This is a genomic window from Cupriavidus metallidurans CH34 (assembly GCF_000196015.1).
Taxonomy (GTDB): Bacteria; Pseudomonadota; Gammaproteobacteria; order Burkholderiales; family Burkholderiaceae; genus Cupriavidus; species Cupriavidus metallidurans.
On record NC_007974.2, the window covers coordinates 1,903,484 to 1,923,386 of the forward strand.

General features: G+C 61.6%; 18 protein-coding genes. 9 read left to right on the forward strand and 9 right to left on the reverse strand.

Going from position 1 to position 19,903, the window contains the following annotated elements:
• Positions 1 to 3: 3 nt before the first annotated feature.
• Genes dmpG through RMET_RS26670 form a run of 4 tightly spaced genes read left to right on the forward strand, consistent with a single transcriptional unit; the run spans position 4 to position 3,289 of the window.
• A complete protein-coding gene (gene dmpG, locus RMET_RS26655; RefSeq protein WP_011519614.1) occupies positions 4 to 1,041 on the forward strand; it encodes a 4-hydroxy-2-oxovalerate aldolase in 1,038 nt (345 codons plus the stop codon).
• Positions 1,038 to 1,802, forward strand: coding sequence for a 2-keto-4-pentenoate hydratase (locus tag RMET_RS26660; protein WP_011519615.1), 765 nt, complete (start codon positions 1,038 to 1,040; stop codon positions 1,800 to 1,802). The genes dmpG and RMET_RS26660 overlap by 4 nt, the downstream gene beginning before the upstream one ends.
• 51 nt (positions 1,803 to 1,853) lie before the next feature.
• Positions 1,854 to 2,291 carry a RidA family protein gene (locus tag RMET_RS26665; RefSeq protein ID WP_008645543.1) on the forward strand — a complete coding sequence of 146 codons (438 nt, stop codon included), beginning with the start codon at positions 1,854 to 1,856 and terminating at the stop codon, positions 2,289 to 2,291.
• Positions 2,288 to 3,289 carry an amidohydrolase family protein gene (locus tag RMET_RS26670; protein WP_011519616.1) on the forward strand — a complete coding sequence of 334 codons (1,002 nt, stop codon included), beginning with the start codon at positions 2,288 to 2,290 and terminating at the stop codon, positions 3,287 to 3,289. Before RMET_RS26665 ends, RMET_RS26670 begins: the two co-directional genes overlap by 4 nt.
• A gap of 72 nt (positions 3,290 to 3,361) precedes the next feature.
• Here the strand turns inward: RMET_RS26670 and RMET_RS26675 are convergent, their stop codons facing one another.
• Positions 3,362 to 4,027 carry a GntR family transcriptional regulator gene (locus tag RMET_RS26675; protein WP_011519617.1) on the reverse strand — a complete coding sequence of 222 codons (666 nt, stop codon included), beginning with the start codon at positions 4,025 to 4,027 and terminating at the stop codon, positions 3,362 to 3,364.
• Between the two features lie 204 nt (positions 4,028 to 4,231).
• On the opposite strand from RMET_RS26675, the gene RMET_RS26680 reads away from it, so the two are divergent.
• The gene (locus RMET_RS26680; RefSeq protein ID WP_011519618.1) at positions 4,232 to 4,705 is read left to right on the forward strand and encodes a VOC family protein; all 474 of its coding nucleotides are present in this window, start codon (positions 4,232 to 4,234) and stop codon (positions 4,703 to 4,705) included.
• Between the two features lie 634 nt (positions 4,706 to 5,339).
• On the opposite strand, the gene RMET_RS26685 is transcribed toward RMET_RS26680, so the two are convergent.
• The 3 genes from RMET_RS26685 to RMET_RS26695 are packed head-to-tail and all read right to left on the reverse strand — an operon-like array spanning position 5,340 to position 9,083.
• Entirely contained in the window at positions 5,340 to 6,530 is a 1,191-nt protein-coding gene (locus RMET_RS26685; protein WP_011519619.1) for a hypothetical protein, read from the reverse strand.
• Positions 6,505 to 7,773 carry an LssY C-terminal domain-containing protein gene (locus RMET_RS26690; RefSeq protein ID WP_011519620.1) on the reverse strand — a complete coding sequence of 423 codons (1,269 nt, stop codon included), beginning with the start codon at positions 7,771 to 7,773 and terminating at the stop codon, positions 6,505 to 6,507. Before RMET_RS26690 ends, RMET_RS26685 begins: the two co-directional genes overlap by 26 nt.
• The gene (locus RMET_RS26695) at positions 7,770 to 9,083 is read right to left on the reverse strand and encodes an LssY C-terminal domain-containing protein (RefSeq protein WP_011519621.1); all 1,314 of its coding nucleotides are present in this window, start codon (positions 9,081 to 9,083) and stop codon (positions 7,770 to 7,772) included. The genes RMET_RS26690 and RMET_RS26695 overlap by 4 nt, the downstream gene beginning before the upstream one ends.
• Positions 9,084 to 9,637: 554 nt before the next feature.
• On the opposite strand from RMET_RS26695, the gene RMET_RS26700 reads away from it, so the two are divergent.
• Positions 9,638 to 10,204, forward strand: a complete 567-nt coding sequence (locus RMET_RS26700; RefSeq protein ID WP_011519623.1) for a lipid-binding SYLF domain-containing protein — start codon at positions 9,638 to 9,640, stop codon at positions 10,202 to 10,204.
• Between the two features lie 424 nt (positions 10,205 to 10,628).
• Here RMET_RS26700 and RMET_RS26705 read toward each other — a convergent pair whose 3' ends face one another.
• Complete coding sequence (locus RMET_RS26705; RefSeq protein ID WP_011519624.1) at positions 10,629 to 11,555, reverse strand: LysR substrate-binding domain-containing protein; 927 nt, start codon at positions 11,553 to 11,555, stop codon at positions 10,629 to 10,631.
• Between the two features lie 98 nt (positions 11,556 to 11,653).
• Between RMET_RS26705 and RMET_RS26710 the strand changes: the two genes are divergently transcribed.
• From RMET_RS26710 to RMET_RS26720, 3 genes are all read left to right on the forward strand, one after another.
• Positions 11,654 to 12,640, forward strand: a complete 987-nt coding sequence (locus RMET_RS26710) for a Bug family tripartite tricarboxylate transporter substrate binding protein (protein WP_029309755.1) — start codon at positions 11,654 to 11,656, stop codon at positions 12,638 to 12,640.
• 2 nt (positions 12,641 to 12,642) lie between these two features.
• Positions 12,643 to 13,833, forward strand: a complete 1,191-nt coding sequence (locus tag RMET_RS26715) for a M20 aminoacylase family protein (RefSeq protein ID WP_029309756.1) — start codon at positions 12,643 to 12,645, stop codon at positions 13,831 to 13,833.
• Positions 13,834 to 14,274: 441 nt separating this feature from the next.
• Positions 14,275 to 14,742: a chromate resistance protein ChrB domain-containing protein gene (locus RMET_RS26720; protein ID WP_011519628.1), complete on the forward strand. Its 468-nt coding sequence runs from the start codon at positions 14,275 to 14,277 to the stop codon at positions 14,740 to 14,742.
• Between the two features lie 414 nt (positions 14,743 to 15,156).
• Here the strand turns inward: RMET_RS26720 and RMET_RS26725 are convergent, their stop codons facing one another.
• From RMET_RS26725 to RMET_RS26740, 4 genes are all read right to left on the reverse strand, one after another.
• On the reverse strand, positions 15,157 to 16,125 hold the full coding sequence (locus tag RMET_RS26725; RefSeq protein WP_011519629.1) for a SphA family protein: 969 nt from the start codon (positions 16,123 to 16,125) through the stop codon (positions 15,157 to 15,159).
• Positions 16,126 to 16,306: 181 nt separating this feature from the next.
• A complete protein-coding gene (locus RMET_RS26730) occupies positions 16,307 to 17,341 on the reverse strand; it encodes a DUF1254 domain-containing protein (RefSeq protein WP_029309757.1) in 1,035 nt (344 codons plus the stop codon).
• A gap of 76 nt (positions 17,342 to 17,417) precedes the next feature.
• Positions 17,418 to 18,860: a DUF1254 domain-containing protein gene (locus tag RMET_RS26735; protein ID WP_011519631.1), complete on the reverse strand. Its 1,443-nt coding sequence runs from the start codon at positions 18,858 to 18,860 to the stop codon at positions 17,418 to 17,420.
• An 83-nt stretch (positions 18,861 to 18,943) separates the two neighbouring features.
• Positions 18,944 to 19,891 carry an alpha/beta hydrolase gene (locus RMET_RS26740; protein WP_011519632.1) on the reverse strand — a complete coding sequence of 316 codons (948 nt, stop codon included), beginning with the start codon at positions 19,889 to 19,891 and terminating at the stop codon, positions 18,944 to 18,946.
• Positions 19,892 to 19,903: the final 12 nt, after the last annotated feature.

The following is a 19,903-nucleotide window of genomic DNA, read 5'->3' on the forward strand; positions in this document are numbered from 1 at the left end:
GTCATGACCGACAAGAAACTTTATATCTCCGATGTGACCCTGCGTGATGGTAGCCACGCGATCCGTCACCAGTACTCGGTTCCGCAGGTGCGTGCCATCGCACGCGCGCTCGATGCGGCAGGCGTGGACTCGATCGAGGTGGCGCACGGCGACGGCCTGGCTGGCTCCAGCTTCAACTACGGATTCGGCGCCCACACCGACGTGGAATGGATCGCGGCAGTGGCGGAGTCCGTGCAGCGCGCAGCGGTGGCCACGCTGCTGCTGCCGGGCATCGGTACCGTGCACGACTTGCGCGAAGCCTACGCCGCCGGCGCACGCGTGGTCAGGGTGGCCACGCACTGCACCGAGGCCGACACGGCGCGGCAGCATATCGAGACCGCGCGGTCGATGGGGATGAATGTCGCCGGCTTCCTGATGATGAGCCACATGATCCCGCCCGACAGGCTGGCCGGCCAGGCAAAGCTGATGGAAAGTTACGGCGCGCATTGTGTCTACGTGGTGGACTCCGGCGGCGCCTTGACCATGGACGGCGTGCGCGCGCGCTTTCGTGCGTTCAAAGACGTGCTCGATCCAAAGACTGAGACCGGCATGCACGCGCACCACAACCTCAGCCTGGGCGTTGCCAACAGCATCGTCGCGGTTGAGGAAGGTTGCGACCGCATCGATGCGAGCCTGGCCGGCATGGGCGCGGGCGCGGGCAATGCGCCGCTGGAGGTCTTTATTGCCGCTGCCGAACGCATGGGATGGCACCACGGCTGCGATCTCTACCAGTTGATGGACGCCGCCGACGACATCGTGCGCCCGCTGCAGGATCGCCCCGTGCGCGTGGACCGCGAAACGCTGGCGCTCGGCTACGCCGGCGTGTATTCGAGCTTCCTGCGCCACGCGGAGAGCGCGGCCGGCAAGTACGGCCTGAAGACCGTCGATATCCTGGTCGAGCTGGGACGCCGCCGCATGGTGGGCGGGCAGGAAGACATGATCGTCGATGTGGCGCTCGACCTGCAGCGGTCGGGCGGCGCGAAGAGCAGGGAGGCAGCATGAGCCATCACGCCGCCATTGCAGGCGCCCTGGACGCTGCCGCGCGCGACGCCGCGGCGATCGGCCAGTTCAGCGCGGCCTCGCCGTTCACGATTGACGAGGCCTACGGCATCCAGGCCATGTCGATCGAACACCGCTGCCAGCGCGGCGAACGCCGCGTCGGCATCAAGCTGGGTTTCACCAGCCGCGCCAAGATGGTCCAGATGGGCGTGGATAGCCTGATCTGGGGATGGCTGACCGACGCCATGATCGAGGAAGACGGCGGCCGCGTGGATCTGGAACGCTATATCCATCCGCGCGCCGAACCGGAGGTCTGCTTTCTGACCCGCCGCGACATCACTGGCCCGCTGACCCTGCTGGAGAGTGTCGACTACCTGGAGGCCGTGGCGCCGGCGATCGAGATCATCGACTCGCGCTACCGCGATTTCCGCTTCACGCTGGAAGATGTCGTGGCCGACAACTGCTCGTCGGCGGGACTGGTCGTCGGCCCGTGGTCGCGCAATGTTGATGTACTGGCCAATCTCGGCGTGGTGCTGCGCATCGACGGCCGCACCAGGCAAACGGGTTCGACCGCCGCCATTCTCGGACATCCGCTGCGCAGCCTCGTACAGGCATCGCACGTGCTGACGCGCGCCGGCGCAGTGCTGCCAGCCGGCAGCCTGATCATGGCGGGAGCGGCCACGGCTGCGGAAGCGTTCGTGCGCGGCAACCATGTTTCGGCAACGATAGGCGCGCTTGGCCGCGCTTCTTTCCTGGCGGCATGACGCCATGCCTGCCCGGCTACCGGGCAGGCCTTCACAACGAAAAGAGCAAACATGCAGGCAAACTCCGCTTCATCAGTGGTGGCCGGAAAGGCCACGCCACGCGGCACCTTTCCCCATGTGCGTCGCGCTGGAGACTTCCTGTTCGTCTCGGGCACCAGCTCCCGCCGCGCCGACAATACCTTCGAGGGCGTCGAGGTGGATGCCATGGGTACGACCGCACTGGATATCCGCCGGCAAACCCGCGCTGTGATCGAGAACATTCGGGACATCCTGCGCAGCGTGGGCGCGGACCTGGAGGACGTGGTGGAAATCACCAGCTTCCTGGTGGATATGAACGACTTCGGTGGCTACAACGCGGTGTATGCCGAGTACTTCGGCTACGAAGGACCGACCCGCACGACCGTGGCCGTGCACCAGCTTCCGCATCCCCACCTGCGCATCGAGATCAAAGCGATCGCCTACCGTCCGCTCACGTCCCAGGCAACATGAAGAAAATCGATATGCATGCCCACTTCTTTCCGCGCATCACGCGGGAAGAAGCCGCCGCGCTGGACGCGGACAACGCGCCATGGCTCGCCGTCGACAGCGATGGCGAATCGGGCCACATCATGGCCGGCGACAGACGTTTCCGGCCCGTCTATCGCGCGCTATGGGACCCCGCGCTGCGCATCGAGGAAATGGACCGCAACGGACTGGACATGCAGATCGTCTGCGCCACGCCGATCATGTTCGGTTATGGATACGACGCCAGCGCCGCAGCCACGTGGGCGCGCCGGATGAACGACCTCGCGCTCGAGCATTGCGCCTATCGCCCGCAGCGCCTGAAGGCGCTGGCACAGGTGCCGCTGCAGGACCTGGACCTGGCGTGCATCGAAGCCTCACGCGCCAGGGAGTCCGGCCACGTTGGCGTGCAAATCGGCAATCACCTGGGTCCGCACGACCTGGATGACGAGCGCCTGGTCAGGTTCCTGGTGCATTGCGCGAACAACGATATTCCGGTGCTGGTGCATCCATGGGACATGATGACCGACGGGCGCATGAAAAAATGGATGCTGCCGTGGCTGGTATCGATGCCGGCGGAAACGCAACTCGGCATCCTCTCGTTGATCCTGTCCGGCGCGTTTGAGCGGATTCCGGAAACGCTGAAGCTCTGCTTCGCCCACGGCGGTGGTGGTTTTGCCTTCCTGCTGGGTCGCGCGGAGAACGCCTGGCATTGCCGGGACATCGTGCGGCAGGACTGTCCCCAGCCGCCCTCCCACTATCTGAAGCGGTTCTCCGTGGACAGCGCGGTATTCGACGATCGTTCGCTACGTCTGCTGGTGGAAGTCATGGGTGCCGACCACGTGATGCTGGGCTCGGACTACCCGTTTCCGCTCGGTGAACAGGAAATCGGCAAGCTGGTCGCCAACAGCCCCAACCTCGATGAAACGGACCGGGCGCGGATTCTGGCAGGCAATGCCATGCGCTTCTTCGGTCTGACAGGCTGAGGACCCCGCTGCACATCGGTGCTCCGCCGCTGTATCGGACAGCGGCGGACTTGGATGCCGCCTCGCCCGGTATCAGCCCGCGCTTTTCGCGCCGCCGCCCTGCTTCGACTGGATCAGTTCCATCACATGCAGGGTGAGCCGCGTGGTGTGGCTGCGCATCGCCAGATAGGCCTGCTCGGGATGGCCGCCCAGCACTGCCTCCACGATCTGCTGGTGCTCGCGGTGCGAAACCTCGAAGCGGCGCTCGACGCCCGACTGCGCCGCGCGGAACGGCGCCAGCCGCTCGCGCAGGCTTTCCACCGCAGCTACCAGGGTCGCATTCTGGGTGCCTTGGCAGATCAGTTGATGAAAGCGATGGTTCAGGGTCAGGTAAGCGTCACTGTCGTGTTTCTCCGCAGCGGAGATGGCCTCTTCGTGCAGGAGTTCCAGCTGCCGGCGCTGCATCGCGCTCATACGCTGCGTGGCAATGCGGCAGCACAGCGACTCCAGTTCGCACAGTGCCTCGAGCATATCGGCGAGTTGCTCGGGGCTGGTGTTGATCACCACCCCGCCGCGACGCGGCACCAGTTCTATCAGGCCGCGTGCATCGAGCAGCCGCAGCGCCTCGCGCACTGGCGTGCGCGATACCTGGAAACGCTCGGCCAGCGCAGGCTCCTCGAGCTTCGCGCCGGGCGGCAGCGCGCCCGAGATGATCTCGTCGGCAAGTTGCTGGCCAATTTGGGAAGCGATGGTGGTCACGGTGTCCTCAGGTCTGGTACGCGCTGGATGCGACGCAATTATACGCGATGAAGACTGGTTATTTTTATTTACCCATGTGAGTACTTTTTTCTTCTATTGAACACACTTTGTGTGTAGTGTATACACGTACGTCGAATCGAGCCCGGGCGTTCAACCTGAGTCCGCAACGACGACAACACACTGACCACAAAGAGGAGCACACCCATGAGCAGCAAACTGCGCCATATCGCCTTGTCCGTCCCGGACCCCTGGGCCGCGGCCGAGTTCTATCAGCAGGCCTTTGGCTTCCGCAAAGTCGGCGAGACGGATTCGTCGCTGGCACGCGGCGTCTATCTGACTGACGGCACGATCAGCATCGCCCTGCTGAACTACAAGAGCGACCACGCTGCCGGCGAAGACCGCGGCAAGGACTTCGTCGGGCTCCATCACATCGGCGTGTGGGTCGACGACATCGTCGAGGCACGCAAGACCGTGGAAGCAGCCGGCGGCCGCTATTACATGGGCGAAGTCCCCGTGAAGGGCAACATCTTCTACGAGGTGAAGTACCGCGACCCGAACGGCATCATCATCGACCTGACCGACCACGGCTGGGGCGGCGCCTCCAAGGAAGCAAACGGCGGCGACGAGGGTCCGGCCCTGCGCAATCCCGACCTGAAGGCCGACCGCAGCGGCATCTGACGGGCCCCCACGCGCCGCCGGCGCCCTGGTCGGGGAGACACGGGCACCCGGCGCGCGCCAGCCCTGCCCTGCATCCGTGCGAACGCACGGCGCGCAGGGTTGCGCGTCGTGGCCATCAACTCGGCCATCAACTCGGCCATCAAGGCATCCCCCGACCCCGATGCGCGGTCGCCGCTTTGCTCAGCCGGTTCTGCAAGATTTCCTCGCTTGCCTCGCGTGCGTATCGAAGGCCGCATGGAATCTACGTCATGAAACACCTCGTTCCGAGGCTGGCAAGCATGACGTCGCCCGGGCCGGCCGATGCTGGCGCCCTATCGCATTCGTATCCCGTCTCGCAGTTGATGGGTCAGGTCCGGTGTCCGAGATCGGCCATTTTCGGCCGTTTGCTCTCACGGTCATACGGTCATACAAGCGACCGGTCCGATCCAGCAACGGACCTTCGTGCTCGGATTGTGTTCTGCTGGTCGCCGGCCATAGCTGTCGCCTACCGTCCGAACTCTCCAAAACGCAAGCTGATTTCCAGCGGACAGGCTACGGTCACATCGATCAGTAATGCATGGGCGTGGGCGCTGGGACGGTACAGTTACCGTTCGGGCGGATCTTGCTAAAGACCGCAGCGTTGTTTCCTGTTTGCTCAGTCCGCTGGCCGTCTTCGCACGGAGGAAGGAACATGGCTCGCAGGCACTGCCATATCTTCCTCGACGAAACGGAGCAAAGCCTCGGCCAGTGCCTCTCGCGGATACGCGTTTTGCGTGACGAACAACGATCCGACCGTGTCATGCGTACGTGCGATGGGCACGGCGAGCGCCCAATGGTCAGCGTTGACATAGCCAAGAAGCGTACTCCCGGGCACGATCTGGTCATAGAAAATCATCTGGCTGTCGTTGCGCGCGTCGATGCGGGACAGCTTGTTGTAGCTCGATCTGAGAATCGACGAAATGCGCTCCGGTTGCGGGAACGTGACGATCGAGTAGATGGGCAGATCGTATGGCAGAGGGTTCTGTGCAAGCCATGCTTTGCGTGTCTGAGGCCGCAAGCTCTCCACCGCACCGCCATCTCCCGACGAGCACGTCGCACCCGGGAAGTGCCGCAGCAAGTCGGCCTGATACTGCTCGGCATCATTGGCGAGTGGCGACCCACCGACGGCGCCGGCCGCGCTAACCACGGCGGCCACACGGCTGCGGATCTCTGGGTACGTGACGACGGCCTCGAGGATATCGGGTGCGCCCTTTGAATAGCCCATCAATACAATGCGCGGTTCGTTGACCGCGAGCGACATGTCCATGATCGCGTCACGGATCTGACGGGCGTTGTTCGTCGAACTCGAAAGCGCGTCGACGGTGATCATCGTCGCGTCATAGCCGAATTCGCGCAAATGGGTTACGACAGTTCCCGGTGGATCCAGCCATGGCTTAAAACATTCGTACCCGATGCCTGCCACAACTGCTGCGATGAGATGCCGTTTCGATGGACCGAGATCGACAGGCTTGCCGGTGCCAGCAGGTTCGCTGCCCACACGGGTCAGTGCCTCGTCGCAAGGACGGTAATCGGGAAGGGCTGAGCCACGGGTCTGGAGCACAGCACAATAGATTTCGCGAAAGCGCCCCCGCTTGTCCGTCACTCCGGCGAGGGGCGCCGGCACCAGCACGAGCGGAGGCGTATCAGTCGAATAGGGGACGATCGGCTTCGATGCACATGCACCGAGCACGAGGCTCGCCACGAGCGCCGTCGAGCACGCGAAGCTCGCCAACCATGCACGGATCACGCGGAACGCCGGCGTCGCACCGTCGGCTTGTGATTCAGTGCTCAGCGTGTCGAGCTGCATCGTCGCTCTCCTCGCTTTGGAAACGCTCTCGCTGCTCAAGATAGGGCACCCAGTCAAGAAACTGCACATCCGAAACGCTGAGCGGACGGGTCACGAAAAACAGAACCGCACGTAACCCGTCGGTGTGGTAAGTCGCATTGCCCAGTGTCGTCCGCGGATAATGCAGCGAAGCAGCACCGACGCCATACACGAAGCCGAGCTTCTCGAGGCCGCCCGAATACATCATGTCCTGGACAAACAGATTTCTGGCCTCATCGACGTCACTTTGCAAGAGCACGGATTGATCGTCGGTACGTGCGAAACGCCCGCCAACGGGGCGTCCAACTTGGGCGACGAAGACAGGCTGCCCCTGAAATCGAATGGGCGTGAGCCATCCGCGTATCCATATCGCAGGTGCGCCGGCCTGTGCCTGCTTGCGCGTGACTACGTCCGGTTGACGGTCTAACACCCGCTGAGGGAGGTCGGACTGGCGCAGATCGCGCCGGTAGTTTCGACGCACTGCCGCAGCGCTGATGTCGTCGATCTCGCCGACAATCACCGCGTTCAATGGATCGCCCTGACCGGTGCCGCTTGCATCCGTGGCGCAGGCTGGCAGCGTCTCGAGTGCGGCCCGCAGCGACGCCAGGTCGGTGTAGTTCTGGATGTCGGCTTCGGGGTAGCGGAATATGAGCAGCGACCGCGATGCGGCCATAGAGCGTTCGTCGTCTGGCACCTGCAGATACAGCGTGAACGGTATCAAGGTATTGCTGCCGAAGAAATCGATATTGACGAACTTTGTGATGTAGTCGGGATTGGTGAACAGCAGGCCGGCGCGGGTCTGCCCGGGCTGGATGGGGTTCCTGAACCCAAGACCGTTGAAGTAAGCGTCGATGCGCCGGTTAATCGTCCCGCCAAGCAGGGTGTGCAACGACCATGCCACCTCGAGCGGCGAGAAGTAGTCCGGGTCGGTGCCCGAACGCAGCAGCCACAGCGGTTGGGCCGTCCCGTTATGGATCTCCACCCATACCGGCTGCACGCGCATCCTCGTCACGTCGGCACCTAGCATGCGCTTGCTATCCTCCTTGCCGAGTACGGTCGCACTGACACGCACGTCGCGGCTGGTCGCGCTGATGGCGCGCTCGCGCAGCGGACCGTCGCCGGCATCGGTGGGCGGCTGCCATGTTGCGCACGCACCGAGCGCAAGCAGCAGAGCGCTGGATGCACCGCGTCGCAACAAGACGCACAGGCGCCCGGACGCACTCATGGCTTCGCTCCGGGCTTGATTTCAGTGTTTGTTGTCGAAGTTGGATACTTGAGCAAGTCTTCCATGTTCCACGGAAACAGGCTGATTCCCGAGAGCAATGTCGGCGCGCGGTCGAACACCAGTACGACACGGTATCCATTCGTGTAGTAGGGGTCAGTCGTCAGATTTTCGCGCGGCGCGTCCGGCCGTGCGCCGCCAACGCCCCCGACGAATCCGACCTTGACGAGATTCTGCGAATACCCCATGTCCTCCGTGAGCGCCGCGCGGGCTTCGTCGACGTCAGGGTCGATCTTGTGGGTGACAAGCGTTGGCGAGTGAGTCGTAAGACGGACGCCGATGTCACGGCTAATCTGGCCTATCCAGACGGGCTTGCCCTGGTAGCGCATTGGAGTCAGCCAGAGTCGCAGATGGTTGCGCTGGTGGATGGTATCCCGCGCCTTCTGCAATGCGAGATCCTGCGGGCGCCCGAAGACATACAGATCGCTTACGGGCGCGTTGGCATAGCGCTCGCCAGACAGGGCCGACGTGATCATCTTCATGATCGCGCCTGACCACTTCTGCTCGGCCGGTTGCCAGCCCCGGCGCACGAGCGCGGGAAACGCGTCGTCCAGCCCGCCCACGATCACCAGATTGAGCGGATCACCATTCATCGAACCGTCTTCGTTGGTCGAGCAGCAAGGCAGCGCTTCGAGCACCGCACGAAATGCGTCGTCGTCCGTGTAGTCCACGATTTTGTCGGGCGGATAGACGTCGCGCAGAAAAACTTCACTGGCCTTGTAGTCGGCCCGGAAGCCTGGGACTGGTATCAGGATCGAGAATGTCGTTGCGCGACTACTCGCGACCAGGTCCAGTTGAACGAGCTTGACAGCCGCGTTCAGGTTGGTGAGCACAAAGCCCGAGACCGTCTTCCCCGGTGGGATGGAATTGTGAAAAGCGAGCGCGCCAAAGCGCGCCTCGAGCCTGGCTGCGACATCTTGCGACGCGCCGTCAGCGAACGCTTCGGCCCCTTCAGATGCGGGAAGGAAGTTCGGGTCCATGCCTGGCGACAGCAGGAAGTAATTGCGATCGTCGTTGTTCTGCACCTCGACCCATACCGGCTGAATCTTCTTCTTTGCCAGAGGGACACCATACACGGCGGCGCTTTCCTCTGCGGAAAGAACGGCTGCCGATACACGCAATGCGCCCTGGACGCGAGTCACCGCGCGGCTGCGGTAATCACTTCCTGATACATCGGCAGGTGGGACGGCACAGCCAGCGATCGAGCAGGCGATGATCACGACAGCCAAAATGTGCGTCTCGATGCATTTCATCATGGCCTCTCGCGAGTATGGCCGGCGCTTGTAACGCACACTCCCGGTTGCATCGCGTTTCTGCGGGCCCGCGTGAGTCGCTCAAATGGCACTTCACGTGATGAGAAATAATTATAGGTCGCCGACGGTCCGCCTGAAGGTCTTGTGTGCCTTCGCCGCCAGATTCGCGGTGGCGGCGGTGCTGAGTGCAGGCGCGATTGGCGGTTACCTCTCGACAACTACGCGGAGAAGTACCAAGCCGTACTGCTGCAATATCTTCCGGGCTCGACCTGCACATCGGGTGATGGTTGGGCCGTGCATAGCCTAGGACTGACGACCCGCAAAGCGTGGCTCGCTCGCGCAGCACCCGCTTCCGGGCGAACTGCATTACTACTCGATCATAAGATTCCCTGAGTCGGAACGCATCTCGTCTATCCTGAAAACGAGCTACAGCAAGCTCTCGCGCGTTGACTCCGACTGTTTTTGTCGCAGCAGCATAATTGAAAAGACGTGGGCAGAAGTGTGACGCGGTAGTGCTGTACACGATGAGTTTCAACCACGATGGAGAACAAATCATGCTTAAACGTCTGATATCGATTCTCGCAGTCTTGTCGCTGCTGTTACCGATTTCTTCTGCCTGGGCGGACGAGTACACCGACACGATCAAACTCTTCAAGAATGCAGGAGAAAGTGGCCAGCTCCTCAAATCTGCTTACGGCTACGCGGTATTTCCTACAATTGGCAAGGGGGCTGTCGGCATAGGTGGGGCCCATGGCAAGGGCCGTGTGTACGAAAAGGGAAAGTATATCGGCGACACGTCGATGACCCAGGTGACCGTGGGCCTGCAGCTCGGCGGCGAAGCCTATAGCGAGATGATCGTGTTCGAGGATGAACGGGCGCTCAAGGAATTTACCGGTGGTAACTTTGAGTTCGGCGCAGATGCCTCTGCGGTTGCGATTACGGCGGCTGCGGGCGCACAGACAAGCACGACAGGCACGTCTGCGCGTGCGAGCGCCGGCAAGAAAGACGCCAAGACCGCGGGTGGCTATCACAAGGGCATGGCGACATTTACAGTGACCAAGGGCGGCTTGATGTACGAGGCGAGCATTGGTGGCCAGAAGTTCAGCTACAAGCCTCACTGACTCTCGCTACGGGGGGCAAAAAATCAATGAGCTTGTTCTCAGGGCTTAGGGGAAGCGACCTGGATACGCTTTTGTTCTTGGCCTCACCTCCGTTATCAGAAGTAGTATCGCCAGTCGAATACTTGTATTAGCACCACAAGCCATACGGTGTGCAGAGATGGAGCAGCGGCGCAGATCGATAAAACTGTCCAGGCGCCGGTCGGGACATCCGCACCGGCGAGGAACACCTGTCGAAAATCCCACGAGGAACGATGACAGCTCCGCCTCGGAAGCAGTCGTTCAGATGGTCCCACCCCGATTGGCCGCAATGGGTCGATCAGCGACAACCATGACCCTGGCGATTGGCGCCCGCTCAGATCGTCCAGGAAGATCGATCAACCCGTCTTCGTTCAGCCTATTCGCCAGCTCGTACTGCCCTCCCCCGTCAACCCTGTTGCCCCGATACGAAAGCGCCAGCCGGTTCGCTTTGGCGAGCCTCCGCCAGAATCCAGTCCAGAAATGCATTCTGCGCGGCGCTCCGTGGCCGCTGTGCGTCGACACAGGTGAAATAGCCGCGCCCGGTGTCGACTCGCAAATCAAAAGGCATCACCAGTTCACCGGCTTCCAGCTCGCGTTCGATCAGGCAGGGTTGCGTTAGCGCGATACCCAGTCCGGCCTTCGCCGCAAAGATCAGATTGATGCTCAGGTCGTAGCCTGGGCCCAGCTTGGGTGCGACCCCGAGTCCGGCCACCTTGGCCCAGAGCGCCCAGTTTTCCGGGAAGTTCGTATGGTGGAGCAGCGCCTCTTCAAGCAAGTCTCTGGGACGCTTCAGGCGCGAAAGCAACGATGGCGCGCAGACCGGAACGAGTTCGCGTCCGAGAAGGTATTTCACCTGCATTCTGGCCGGCCAACGTCGCTTGGGACGCTTCACCTCAATCCAGATGTCGATGTCATCGCGGCTGAAGTCTTCGTCATGGCGAAATTGCCGCATTTCGACGTCCACATCCGGGTGCGCCGCCCTGAAGCGCGCGAGGCGGGGAAGCAGCCATTGAGTACCGAGCGTGGGAATCACGCTCAGCCGCAGTTTCCCGTCAGCGCGTGGCCCCTGAAGTCTGGTCGCCGCAGCCTCGAGGGCCAGCACATGGCGCTCCGTCAACTTGCGTAACTGGCGGCCTTCTTCGGTCAGCGCCACACCCTGCGATGATCGCTCGAACAACTGGCAATCACCCAGGTGCTGCTCCAGACGTTGCACGGCTCTGCTGACAGCCGCCTGGGTGACGCAAAGTTCCTCGGCCGCCAGGCGGAAGCTGCGCAGGCGACTCACCGCCAGAAAGGCATGCAGTTCCACCAGTGAAGGAGAGCGAATTTTCATGGGTCATTACATTTTGTTATCGTGCTCAATGGTTTTGTCGTTTGCTTGCGGATCTGCGTCTGCTTAACCTTCGGACAACGCTAACTCGCACGCCGGCAATGTCCATCAATCGTCGCACCTTTCTCAAAGCAACCGCCCTTGGCAGCCTTGGTGGCCTGGAACTGCCCGCCTTTGCCGCCGACAAATATCCCACACGCCCGATCACTCTGGTTGTGCCGTTCTCCCCGGGTGGCTCGGTCGACGTGTCCGGTCGCCTGATCGCCGAAAGGTTGGGCAGAGCGATTGGCCAGCCTGTGGTAATCGACAACCGGCCCGGCGCCGGGGGCGCCATCGGTTCGACGTATGTAGCGAAAGCACAGCCGGACGGCTACACCCTCATCGTCACCTCGCAGAGCACGCATGTCGTGAATCCGGCGATGAACCCCAAGCTGCCCTATGACGCTGTGAAGGGCTTCTCGAATATCACGCTCATCAGCCGACTGTCAAACGTGCTGCTGTGCAATGCATCGCTGCCGATTCGCAACTTCGCCGAACTGGTCAAGTACGCGCGGGCCAATCCCACCGCGCTGAACTATGCAAGTGCCGGGACGGGTTCGGTGTCACACGTCAGCATGGAGCTTCTCAAAGCCCAGGCGGGTATCCCGATGACGCATGTGCCATATCGGGGCGCCGGTACAGCGTTGACCGACCTGCTGGGCGGGTCGGTGCAACTGACCTGGAACAATCTGTCCTCCAACCTCGACCACATCCTGCAAGGCAAATTGCGTGCGCTGGCCGTGGCGGCACCGGCGCGCGTGCCGCAACTGCCGGATGTGCCAACCTTTGCCGAACTCAAGCTGCCTGACCTGAATGAGACATCATGGACCGGCCTTGCCGCCCCGGCAGGGACGCCGCATGCAATTGTTCAACAGCTCTACCTCGCGGTACGCAAGATCCTTGCGGAACCTTCGACTCGGTCCATCTGGACTGCGAAGGGCATGATCGTGCCCGAGGACATTACGCCGGAAGCCTATACCAGGGAAACGGAGCAGCGCATCAAGTTCTACCAGCGCATCGCCAAAGACAACCACATCACTTTGGATTGACGATGGCCATCGATTCCAAGGCGAGTACAGCGCTTCCCGACCTGCTCCCCCTGCACGACGAGCTTGCCGCGCTGCGACAGCACATCCATCGGCATCCGGAGCTGGCCTTTGAGGAGCACGACACTGCGGATCTGGTTGCCGGGAAGTTGCAGGAATGGGGATACCACGTAACGCGCGGCATCGGAAAGACGGGGCTGGTTGGCCAGCTGCGCGTGGGAAACGGTGACAGGTGTCTTGGCCTGCGCGCCGACATGGATGCCCTGCCTATCCAGGAAGACACCGGGCTTCCCTACGCCAGCATCCGGCCCGGCCTCATGCATGCCTGTGGACACGATGGCCACACCGCGATGCTGCTTGGTGCGGCAAAGCACCTTGCGGCCACACGGAACTTCTCCGGTACGTTGAACCTGATCTTTCAGCCTGCAGAGGAGCGCGGGTTCGACAGCGGCGCCAAGGCCATGGTGGCGGATGGTTTGTTCGACCGCTTTCCTTGCGACATGGTGTTCGCCATGCACAACCATCCCGGTGCACCCCAAGGCCGGTTCCTGATGCGTCCGGGACCGTTTCTCGCCGCGGGCGATCGGGTGTTCATCAAGGTCATCGGCCTGGGCGGCCACGCCGCGCGCCCTCATCTTGCGGTCGATCCACTTGTGGCAGCGGCTGCCATCGTGATGGCACTCCAGACCGTAGTCTCCCGCAACGTCCCCCCCAACGAGTCGGCAGTACTCACGGTTGGCCGGCTACGTGCGGGAGACGCACTGAACGTTATTCCGGCCGAAGCCGAAATCGGCATCAGCGTGCGCTCGTTCAGTCCGGAGGTGCGCGCACTATTGAGGGATCGCATCACCACGCTGGTCCACATGACTGCCGAATCGTATGGCGCGAAAGCTGAGATCCGCTATGTGGAAGGCTACCCGGTTGTCGACAACGCCGCCGACGCGGTTGCCCTGGCAGCGGAAGTTGCCACGGCGCTTGTTGGCCCGGAGGACGTGGACCGCGACTATCCGAGGATGATGGGTAGCGAGGACTTCGCCTACATGCTGCAGGAATGCCCGGGGGCGCTCGTCCGCATTGGTAACGGCCCATCTGACGGCGGGCGCGGCTTGCACAATCCGCGCTACGACTTCAATGACCGCAACCTGGCGTTGGGTGCAGCGTATTGGTGCCGACTGACAGAGACGTTCCTGGCCTGAGCCCAGCCTGGGAGACGAAAGCAGTGCCTGCGGCGGCGAAGAGGGGCAATCGAACAACCCGCATGGGTCGGGCAGAGGCGGCCTCGGCTTCTTAGCGGCCGTCCGTCCGCGACCATGCGCAGCCGTTCGCCACTCTCTTGAAGCCGGGCATTCAATCGGCTGTTCGATTGCGGAAGCTGCCGGCATCAAGCCAATGAGCCAATGTGCGGTTTCGCACCGTACAAGGCCCACTGTTATTAATCACAGTAGACCGCGGCGTAGTGCACTCTCATCATACCGACAGCTGCAAGGATGTTTTGGGGTCACTCCATGCGTTCCGATGGTCGACGCACGAACAGCGGCCGGACTCGCACTTCGGTCGACTGAGAGTATCCTGCTGAGCCACTCTCCGCTGCACGGAAACAGCCTCAAACACATCCGGCAAGCCGAACGGAGACACCCATGCAGTGGGTTTCACGGGAACACCCCGGGATCGATCAGATCGCCAGCCCATGGCTGATTGCGCGCTTCATCGATGACACGCCAGACTTCCTGTTCGTGCCACCGGGAGACGTGCTCCGCATTGCCAATGAGACCGGCGCAATTCCATATGACGTCCCAAATGCCGAGCTCACGACCGCAAACGAGCTTTGCAGCTTCGACGAGCTTCTGGACAAGTACTACCTTGCCGGCGACCCCGCGCTGCAGTTGATGGCGGGAATCGTACGCGGAGCGAGTACGTCGCGGCTGGAGCTGACCCCACAGTCAAGTGGGCTCCGTGCCATTTCACTCGGACTGTCCCGCATTTTCGCCGACGACCGCGAGTTGCTCGAATATGGCATGGTGATGTACGACGCGCTGTATGCATGGTGTCTGAGCTGCCAACCAGAAACGCATGTGCCAGCCACGCGACTGCCAAAGCGAAGCTAGTCGGGACCGGCAAGCCGTCCAACGGCAGCTGGACGCGTCAAGTTCGAAAGCACTGCGCCGTACATTGGCAACGAAGCAGGCGACGTGTCCGAACATGCCGCCCGCCATAAAGACCAAAGCTGGGTAGGCCACCCACCGAGATGGCCGCATTGTTCTTCCAGATGAAATCAAACGTAGACCTCCATCCATGCGTCTCAGAGTTCAGATTTATGGGAACTTAAGTATCTCACTCTGAAGCTATCGGATGTCTCAAATGGCTTGGTAGTTGCTTCTGAGGCCAGCACGACCCGCACGTGATCGCGCAGACGTCGCAGCGTCCCCTTATCAGCGTTTATCGCAATAGAGGCGACTGTGGATCATAGAAAAAGCGAGGATTCGAAGCCTGTTGGGCTCGCTGAATGTCGCACGTGAAAGTCAGAATACAAGCGTTGCTGTAGCCAAGACGGTGGCAGTGCTATCCAGCCGGTTCTTGCTGGTGACCGTAGGCACCCAGCGCACGCTGAATGAAAGCGGCGCCTTGCCGCCAAGCTTGGTGTCGTACGTGACGATCGGCCCGATCGTGAAGTCGTGGCCGCGGAAGCCATTGAGGCGGTCGGCCGTGGGCCCGGTGTCGTTACCCAACTGCTGAACCGTGCCCATGACGATCCCTGTACCCCAGGCGCCGAACTTCTTCAGCCCCATGACATCAAGCGTGAACAACGGCGCATTCTGATAGTCAGTGGCGCTGTTGCGCGTATAAAACTGGAACGCAGCCACGCCGTTAAACTCCAGCCCGTATTGCGGCATCACGTGCGTGAATGCGGCCTGCGGCACGAAGGTCCAGTTGTTCAGGCTCGGATTGGCCAGAGCGTTCTTGTCGTATTGCCCAGTGGGGGCCCAGACATTGAAGCTCAAGGCCATGTGGCTGTTCTGCGAGAAGTGAAAGCCGGCGATGATCGGGCTGAAATAGATATCATAAAGATTCGACGCCCGATCCGAGGTGCCACGCGAGAAGCTGGCGCCGCCGGCGGTCACGCCCGCGTTGGCGTGCACCGAAGTCCAGACATAGGGTAGCGTGAAGCTCGAGGCAAAATGCCAAGCGCCGGGGCCCGTATCCCACACCTTCATCAGTGTAGCCAGCGTGAACGCGATCTTCGCGTCAACGCCCAGTGTGGTACGGCCACCGATCGGCACCTGGCGACTGCCGCTGATCGATCCGTCCATGTAGAGTTGCTGGAGATTGGCTATCCATACCGGCTGGTCCGGGATTACGGCAACGTTGGACGACACGCTGGTGCCCGCCACCGGTCGGCCCAAAGCGCCCTCCGTGGCATGTCCAGCCAGCGGTGCCGTCAGACTGCCAGCGGCGATGGCGGCCAGGACGGGGCCACTTGCACGCTTCATGGTGTGTCTCCGTGTTAAGAGTGCTGCTACGACTTACAATGGGTGCGGATGCGACGTTGCGAGGAAACGCGAAGACGCGCCTCCCCCTTGGCCAACGCCATCCAAGAGAGGACAAAGGCGTTTTCAGATCCAGAATGCCGCCTTCGTCCAAGTGCCTTCCGCCTTTCCTGACGCGCACTGCTTAGTCCACAGCCTGAGCCTGCGGAAAACTCCATGCGCCACGGACAATCTCGGCGTGCGGCCGATACAGGCGTACGGTGTAGTTCCACCCGGGAACAATGGGCAGGCAGTTGGGCAACTGTCCGTTGCACCCGCCGAACTGGATCGGAATCGACCCGTCACTGTTCTTCGTCGCTGTGATGTTGTTGACGGTGTAGGCATTGGCCGCGTTTCTCTGGAAGTAGCCTTCGGCGTTGTAAACGCTGATCGACCAGAATCCATCCACGGGCACATCCTTCACGTTCACCCGGTACACGGTCTTTCCGTCGTTCTTTTCCGGTGTGATGTTTAGGTAGATGGCGTCCTTGTCGGGGTTGCCACCCCAGCCAGCCGCCGTGCCCATCAGGTGACGCACCGGATCGACCTCTCCCTTCTTGCCGAATGACCTCTTGAAGTCCGGTGTCGTGGCCGACAATGCCAGCAGCGCGTCGCGCACCTTCTTCTGGCTGGCGTGGTCCCAGTTGGGCAGATCCAGCTTTCCCGTCGCTTTTTGGCTGACCTTGATGGCGTCCTGCAGCGCATGGACTTGCTTCAGGTCATTCGAATCGTTCGGATTCACCAACGTGCGGATAGCTGCGGCCACATAGCGCGTGCCGACGTTCTCGCGCGTCAACGTATGCGTGCCGGCACCGTAGAACACATTGGGTACATAGTGGTCCTCGCTGATGACCTGCAGCGACATGAAGCGCTTGCCCGGGTCCGGCATGGTAATTGTCACCGGGCCAGCATCGAGATCGAACACGCCCGAGGAATACAGCGTGTCACGGTTCAGGCGGATGACGGCCTGGTCATCAATCGACGCGGGCTCGCGCCGGTGCTGCAGCTTACCCACGCCACCCTGCTTTGCCACTCCGACGATATACATGTCGGACTCCGCCCGCACGAAGTTGTCTACCGTGACCGGCACGGGCGCGCCGGTCGCCTGAGCAGCGGCAATCTGGCCATAGGTCGTACTCACGCCAACGAGTGCGAAGCCCATCAAGGCGTTGGAAATCATTGTTCTCTTCACAGTTCCCCTCCGTCGTATCGGGTTTTCATAGTCACACCGGCGCCTTGGCGCCTGCGCCTGATTCTTACTCGGCCACCACCATGGGCGGCTGGCGCCATTGGCCAGACAGCATCTCCTGTTTCGGCAGGTACACGCGCAAGATGGCATAGAAAGACCCGTCAGGCGCCGGCAGCCAGTTGCTCGCCTTATCCTTGCCTGGATTGTCCTTCTGGACATATAGGGTGAGCCCACCGTCGCGATCGCGCTTGAGTTGGCCGAGCATCGAAGCGTTGATCAAATACCGGTTCAGAGGGTTAGCCACCAGCAGCTTGCTCTGGCCGTCATACATCGTTAGCGACCAAAACGCGTCGGCCGGCGGCAGTTTGTCCTTGTCGAAATGCAGCGTATAGCGCGTGGCGGCTGCATCCAGCGGCTTGCCTGCGGCATCCAGGAAGTAGCCGGGATAAATCGCCTCTTCCGCCGAGTTACCGAATATCCCCAGTACTGCCGCTGCATAGCGGTACATATAGTTGTTCTTCAGGTGCTCGCGTGTACCAAACAAGTCGCCGCTGGTGAGCTTCCTTGTGTCCAGTTGCGATTTCTTGAATTCCACAAACTGGGACTTGCCATCAGCCATGCCGCCCGCCATGGCCTCCTGTATCGCTGGCGATAGCGAGTTCTTGTCGAACGGCAAGCCGCGGCCCACACCGATTTTTGCGAAGCGCGCCATCACGTCCTGCTCGCTCGGCACCGTCGGCGCGAACTGCAGCATGAAGTTCAGGTAGCGGAAGAAGGCCAACGAATCCGTGGCATCTGCGACGGGCTTCGGCCAGTCGATGGGGGAGGCTGGCGCTGGTGCCGGCTTGCCGAGAAACGCGCTCAGCGTCCGCACCTTGTAGCCGTTCTGGATGGCACGCACCCGGCGCAGGTCCTTGGCATTGAAGAGTTGCGTGCGATAAATGGCATAGGCGATGCTGGATTCGCTGCGAATCACGGCCTTCACGTTGGCTGGCTTCTCGCCGCTCCAGTCAGGGCCCACGATCATGTAATTTCCGCCTTGGTTGCCACTGGTGCGAGTGCCAAGATAGGCGAAGTTGTGCGTATAGAGATCGATCAGCTGAACGGAGTAGTAGCGCTTGCTCTCGATGGGCGGCAACGTCAACACCAGCGGCTCTGCGCGCAGGTCCATCCAGACGAATGAATATGGCGTGTCCGAATTGGGCGTGATGATCGCCGTGTCGTTCGGCGTGAAGACGTTGGCCGTGTTGCCTATCTGGTTAAACGGCGCTTTGAAGTTCGGACCGCCCTGGTCGACCGCCTGGGCGTAGAGCGTCTTGTACGCTTCGACGACCGGGTAGCCGTAGATGTAGGCTTCGCGCGCGATGGAGCGGACTTCCGCTTCATTGACTGCGCTCGCGGCTCTCTCGTCAGTTGCCTGTTCCGTCGCAGGACCAATCTTCACGGACTGGCATCCCGACAACGCAAAGACCGACAGCAAAGCGGCCACCAACAGATCCTTCATCGACATCACGGCTCCTAGACATTACAGCAGAGGGTTTCATGCTCCAAGTGCAGCACACATGGAAAATTGCGACGCCCAACAGCACGTGTTCACGGTCGGCTGCCACTGCCCGCACGATGATCTCGGCCGCTTTTTTCGAGGGCGATGGGGGCGACACCAACGTGCCGGTTCAGAAAAGCTAACTGCGCCGCGATACTGCTTGCGAACGCCGGTTCATCGTGCAAATGCAGCTCAAAGTGGTTACCTTCCACGAGATGGAACTCGCAGTACGGTATGCGCCTGGACGCCCGTCGCGCGGCACTGGCCGGGGTGATCGTGTCATGGGTTCCGGCCACGATCAAGGTAGGCGCGGCGACCTTGTGCGCGTGGCGAATCGGGCTGTAGAGTGGCACCTCCAGAAAGATGCGCGACAGTACCTTGTTCTCCCACGCCGTTCCCGCAGGCAGCAGCCTTGCATAACCATGCCAAGCGTCGTCGCCGGTCAACGCGGCCATATCACCGTGACGACCGATGATCGGGCTGTAGTGCTCGCGACGAATGACGCTGCCGCAGAGGTCGCGCATGGCCGCAAGCATCATGCGCAGCAAGAGATGGAAGGGTACCTGCTTCATGCTGGCCAGCCCACTGACATGCGGGACTTGGGCAATGACGGCTCGGACCCGATGATCTGCAGCAGCAGTCTGGATGACGTGCCCGCCCGAGAACGATGTCCCCCACAACACCATGCGATCGGCGTCAACCTCTGGGAGTGAGCTCATATGTGCGATGGCAGCGGCCCAGTCCTGCAGGTGGCGGCGCGGGCTGACCCAGTGCCGCGGCTTGCCTTCGCTGTCGCCGAAGTTCCGGTAATCGAAGAGATATGCGGCGTAGCCTTCGGCCACGAACCGCTCGGCAAAGGCAGACAGACCGGCGGCGCGAATGGCGCCGAATCCGTGCGCCATGATGATGACGGGCGGGCGCGTCCCCTGGCTCGGCAGCATCAGCGTGGCCGCGCAACGCTCACCGTGGCTTTGGAAGGAAGAATCAATGCTGACCATGCAAGGCTCCGA

Bases quoted from the DNA above. Each gene is read 5' to 3' on its own strand.
- dmpG (WP_011519614.1), top strand. From the start codon at position 4: ATGACCGACAAGAAACTTTATATCTCCGATGTGACCCTGCGTGATGGT.
- RMET_RS26660 (WP_011519615.1), top strand. From the start codon at position 1,038: ATGAGCCATCACGCCGCCATTGCAGGCGCCCTGGACGCTGCCGCGCGC.
- RMET_RS26665 (WP_008645543.1), top strand. From the start codon at position 1,854: ATGCAGGCAAACTCCGCTTCATCAGTGGTGGCCGGAAAGGCCACGCCA.
- RMET_RS26670 (WP_011519616.1), top strand. From the start codon at position 2,288: ATGAAGAAAATCGATATGCATGCCCACTTCTTTCCGCGCATCACGCGG.
- RMET_RS26680 (WP_011519618.1), top strand. From the start codon at position 4,232: ATGAGCAGCAAACTGCGCCATATCGCCTTGTCCGTCCCGGACCCCTGG.
- RMET_RS26685 (WP_011519619.1), bottom strand. From the start codon at position 6,530: ATGCAGCTCGACACGCTGAGCACTGAATCACAAGCCGACGGTGCGACG.
- RMET_RS26690 (WP_011519620.1), bottom strand. From the start codon at position 7,773: ATGAGTGCGTCCGGGCGCCTGTGCGTCTTGTTGCGACGCGGTGCATCC.
- RMET_RS26695 (WP_011519621.1), bottom strand. From the start codon at position 9,083: ATGAAATGCATCGAGACGCACATTTTGGCTGTCGTGATCATCGCCTGC.
- RMET_RS26700 (WP_011519623.1), top strand. From the start codon at position 9,638: ATGCTTAAACGTCTGATATCGATTCTCGCAGTCTTGTCGCTGCTGTTA.
- RMET_RS26705 (WP_011519624.1), bottom strand. From the start codon at position 11,555: ATGAAAATTCGCTCTCCTTCACTGGTGGAACTGCATGCCTTTCTGGCG.
- RMET_RS26710 (WP_029309755.1), top strand. From the start codon at position 11,654: ATGTCCATCAATCGTCGCACCTTTCTCAAAGCAACCGCCCTTGGCAGC.
- RMET_RS26715 (WP_029309756.1), top strand. From the start codon at position 12,643: ATGGCCATCGATTCCAAGGCGAGTACAGCGCTTCCCGACCTGCTCCCC.
- RMET_RS26720 (WP_011519628.1), top strand. From the start codon at position 14,275: ATGCAGTGGGTTTCACGGGAACACCCCGGGATCGATCAGATCGCCAGC.
- RMET_RS26725 (WP_011519629.1), bottom strand. From the start codon at position 16,125: ATGAAGCGTGCAAGTGGCCCCGTCCTGGCCGCCATCGCCGCTGGCAGT.
- RMET_RS26730 (WP_029309757.1), bottom strand. From the start codon at position 17,341: ATGATTTCCAACGCCTTGATGGGCTTCGCACTCGTTGGCGTGAGTACG.
- RMET_RS26735 (WP_011519631.1), bottom strand. From the start codon at position 18,860: ATGTCGATGAAGGATCTGTTGGTGGCCGCTTTGCTGTCGGTCTTTGCG.
- RMET_RS26740 (WP_011519632.1), bottom strand. From the start codon at position 19,891: ATGGTCAGCATTGATTCTTCCTTCCAAAGCCACGGTGAGCGTTGCGCG.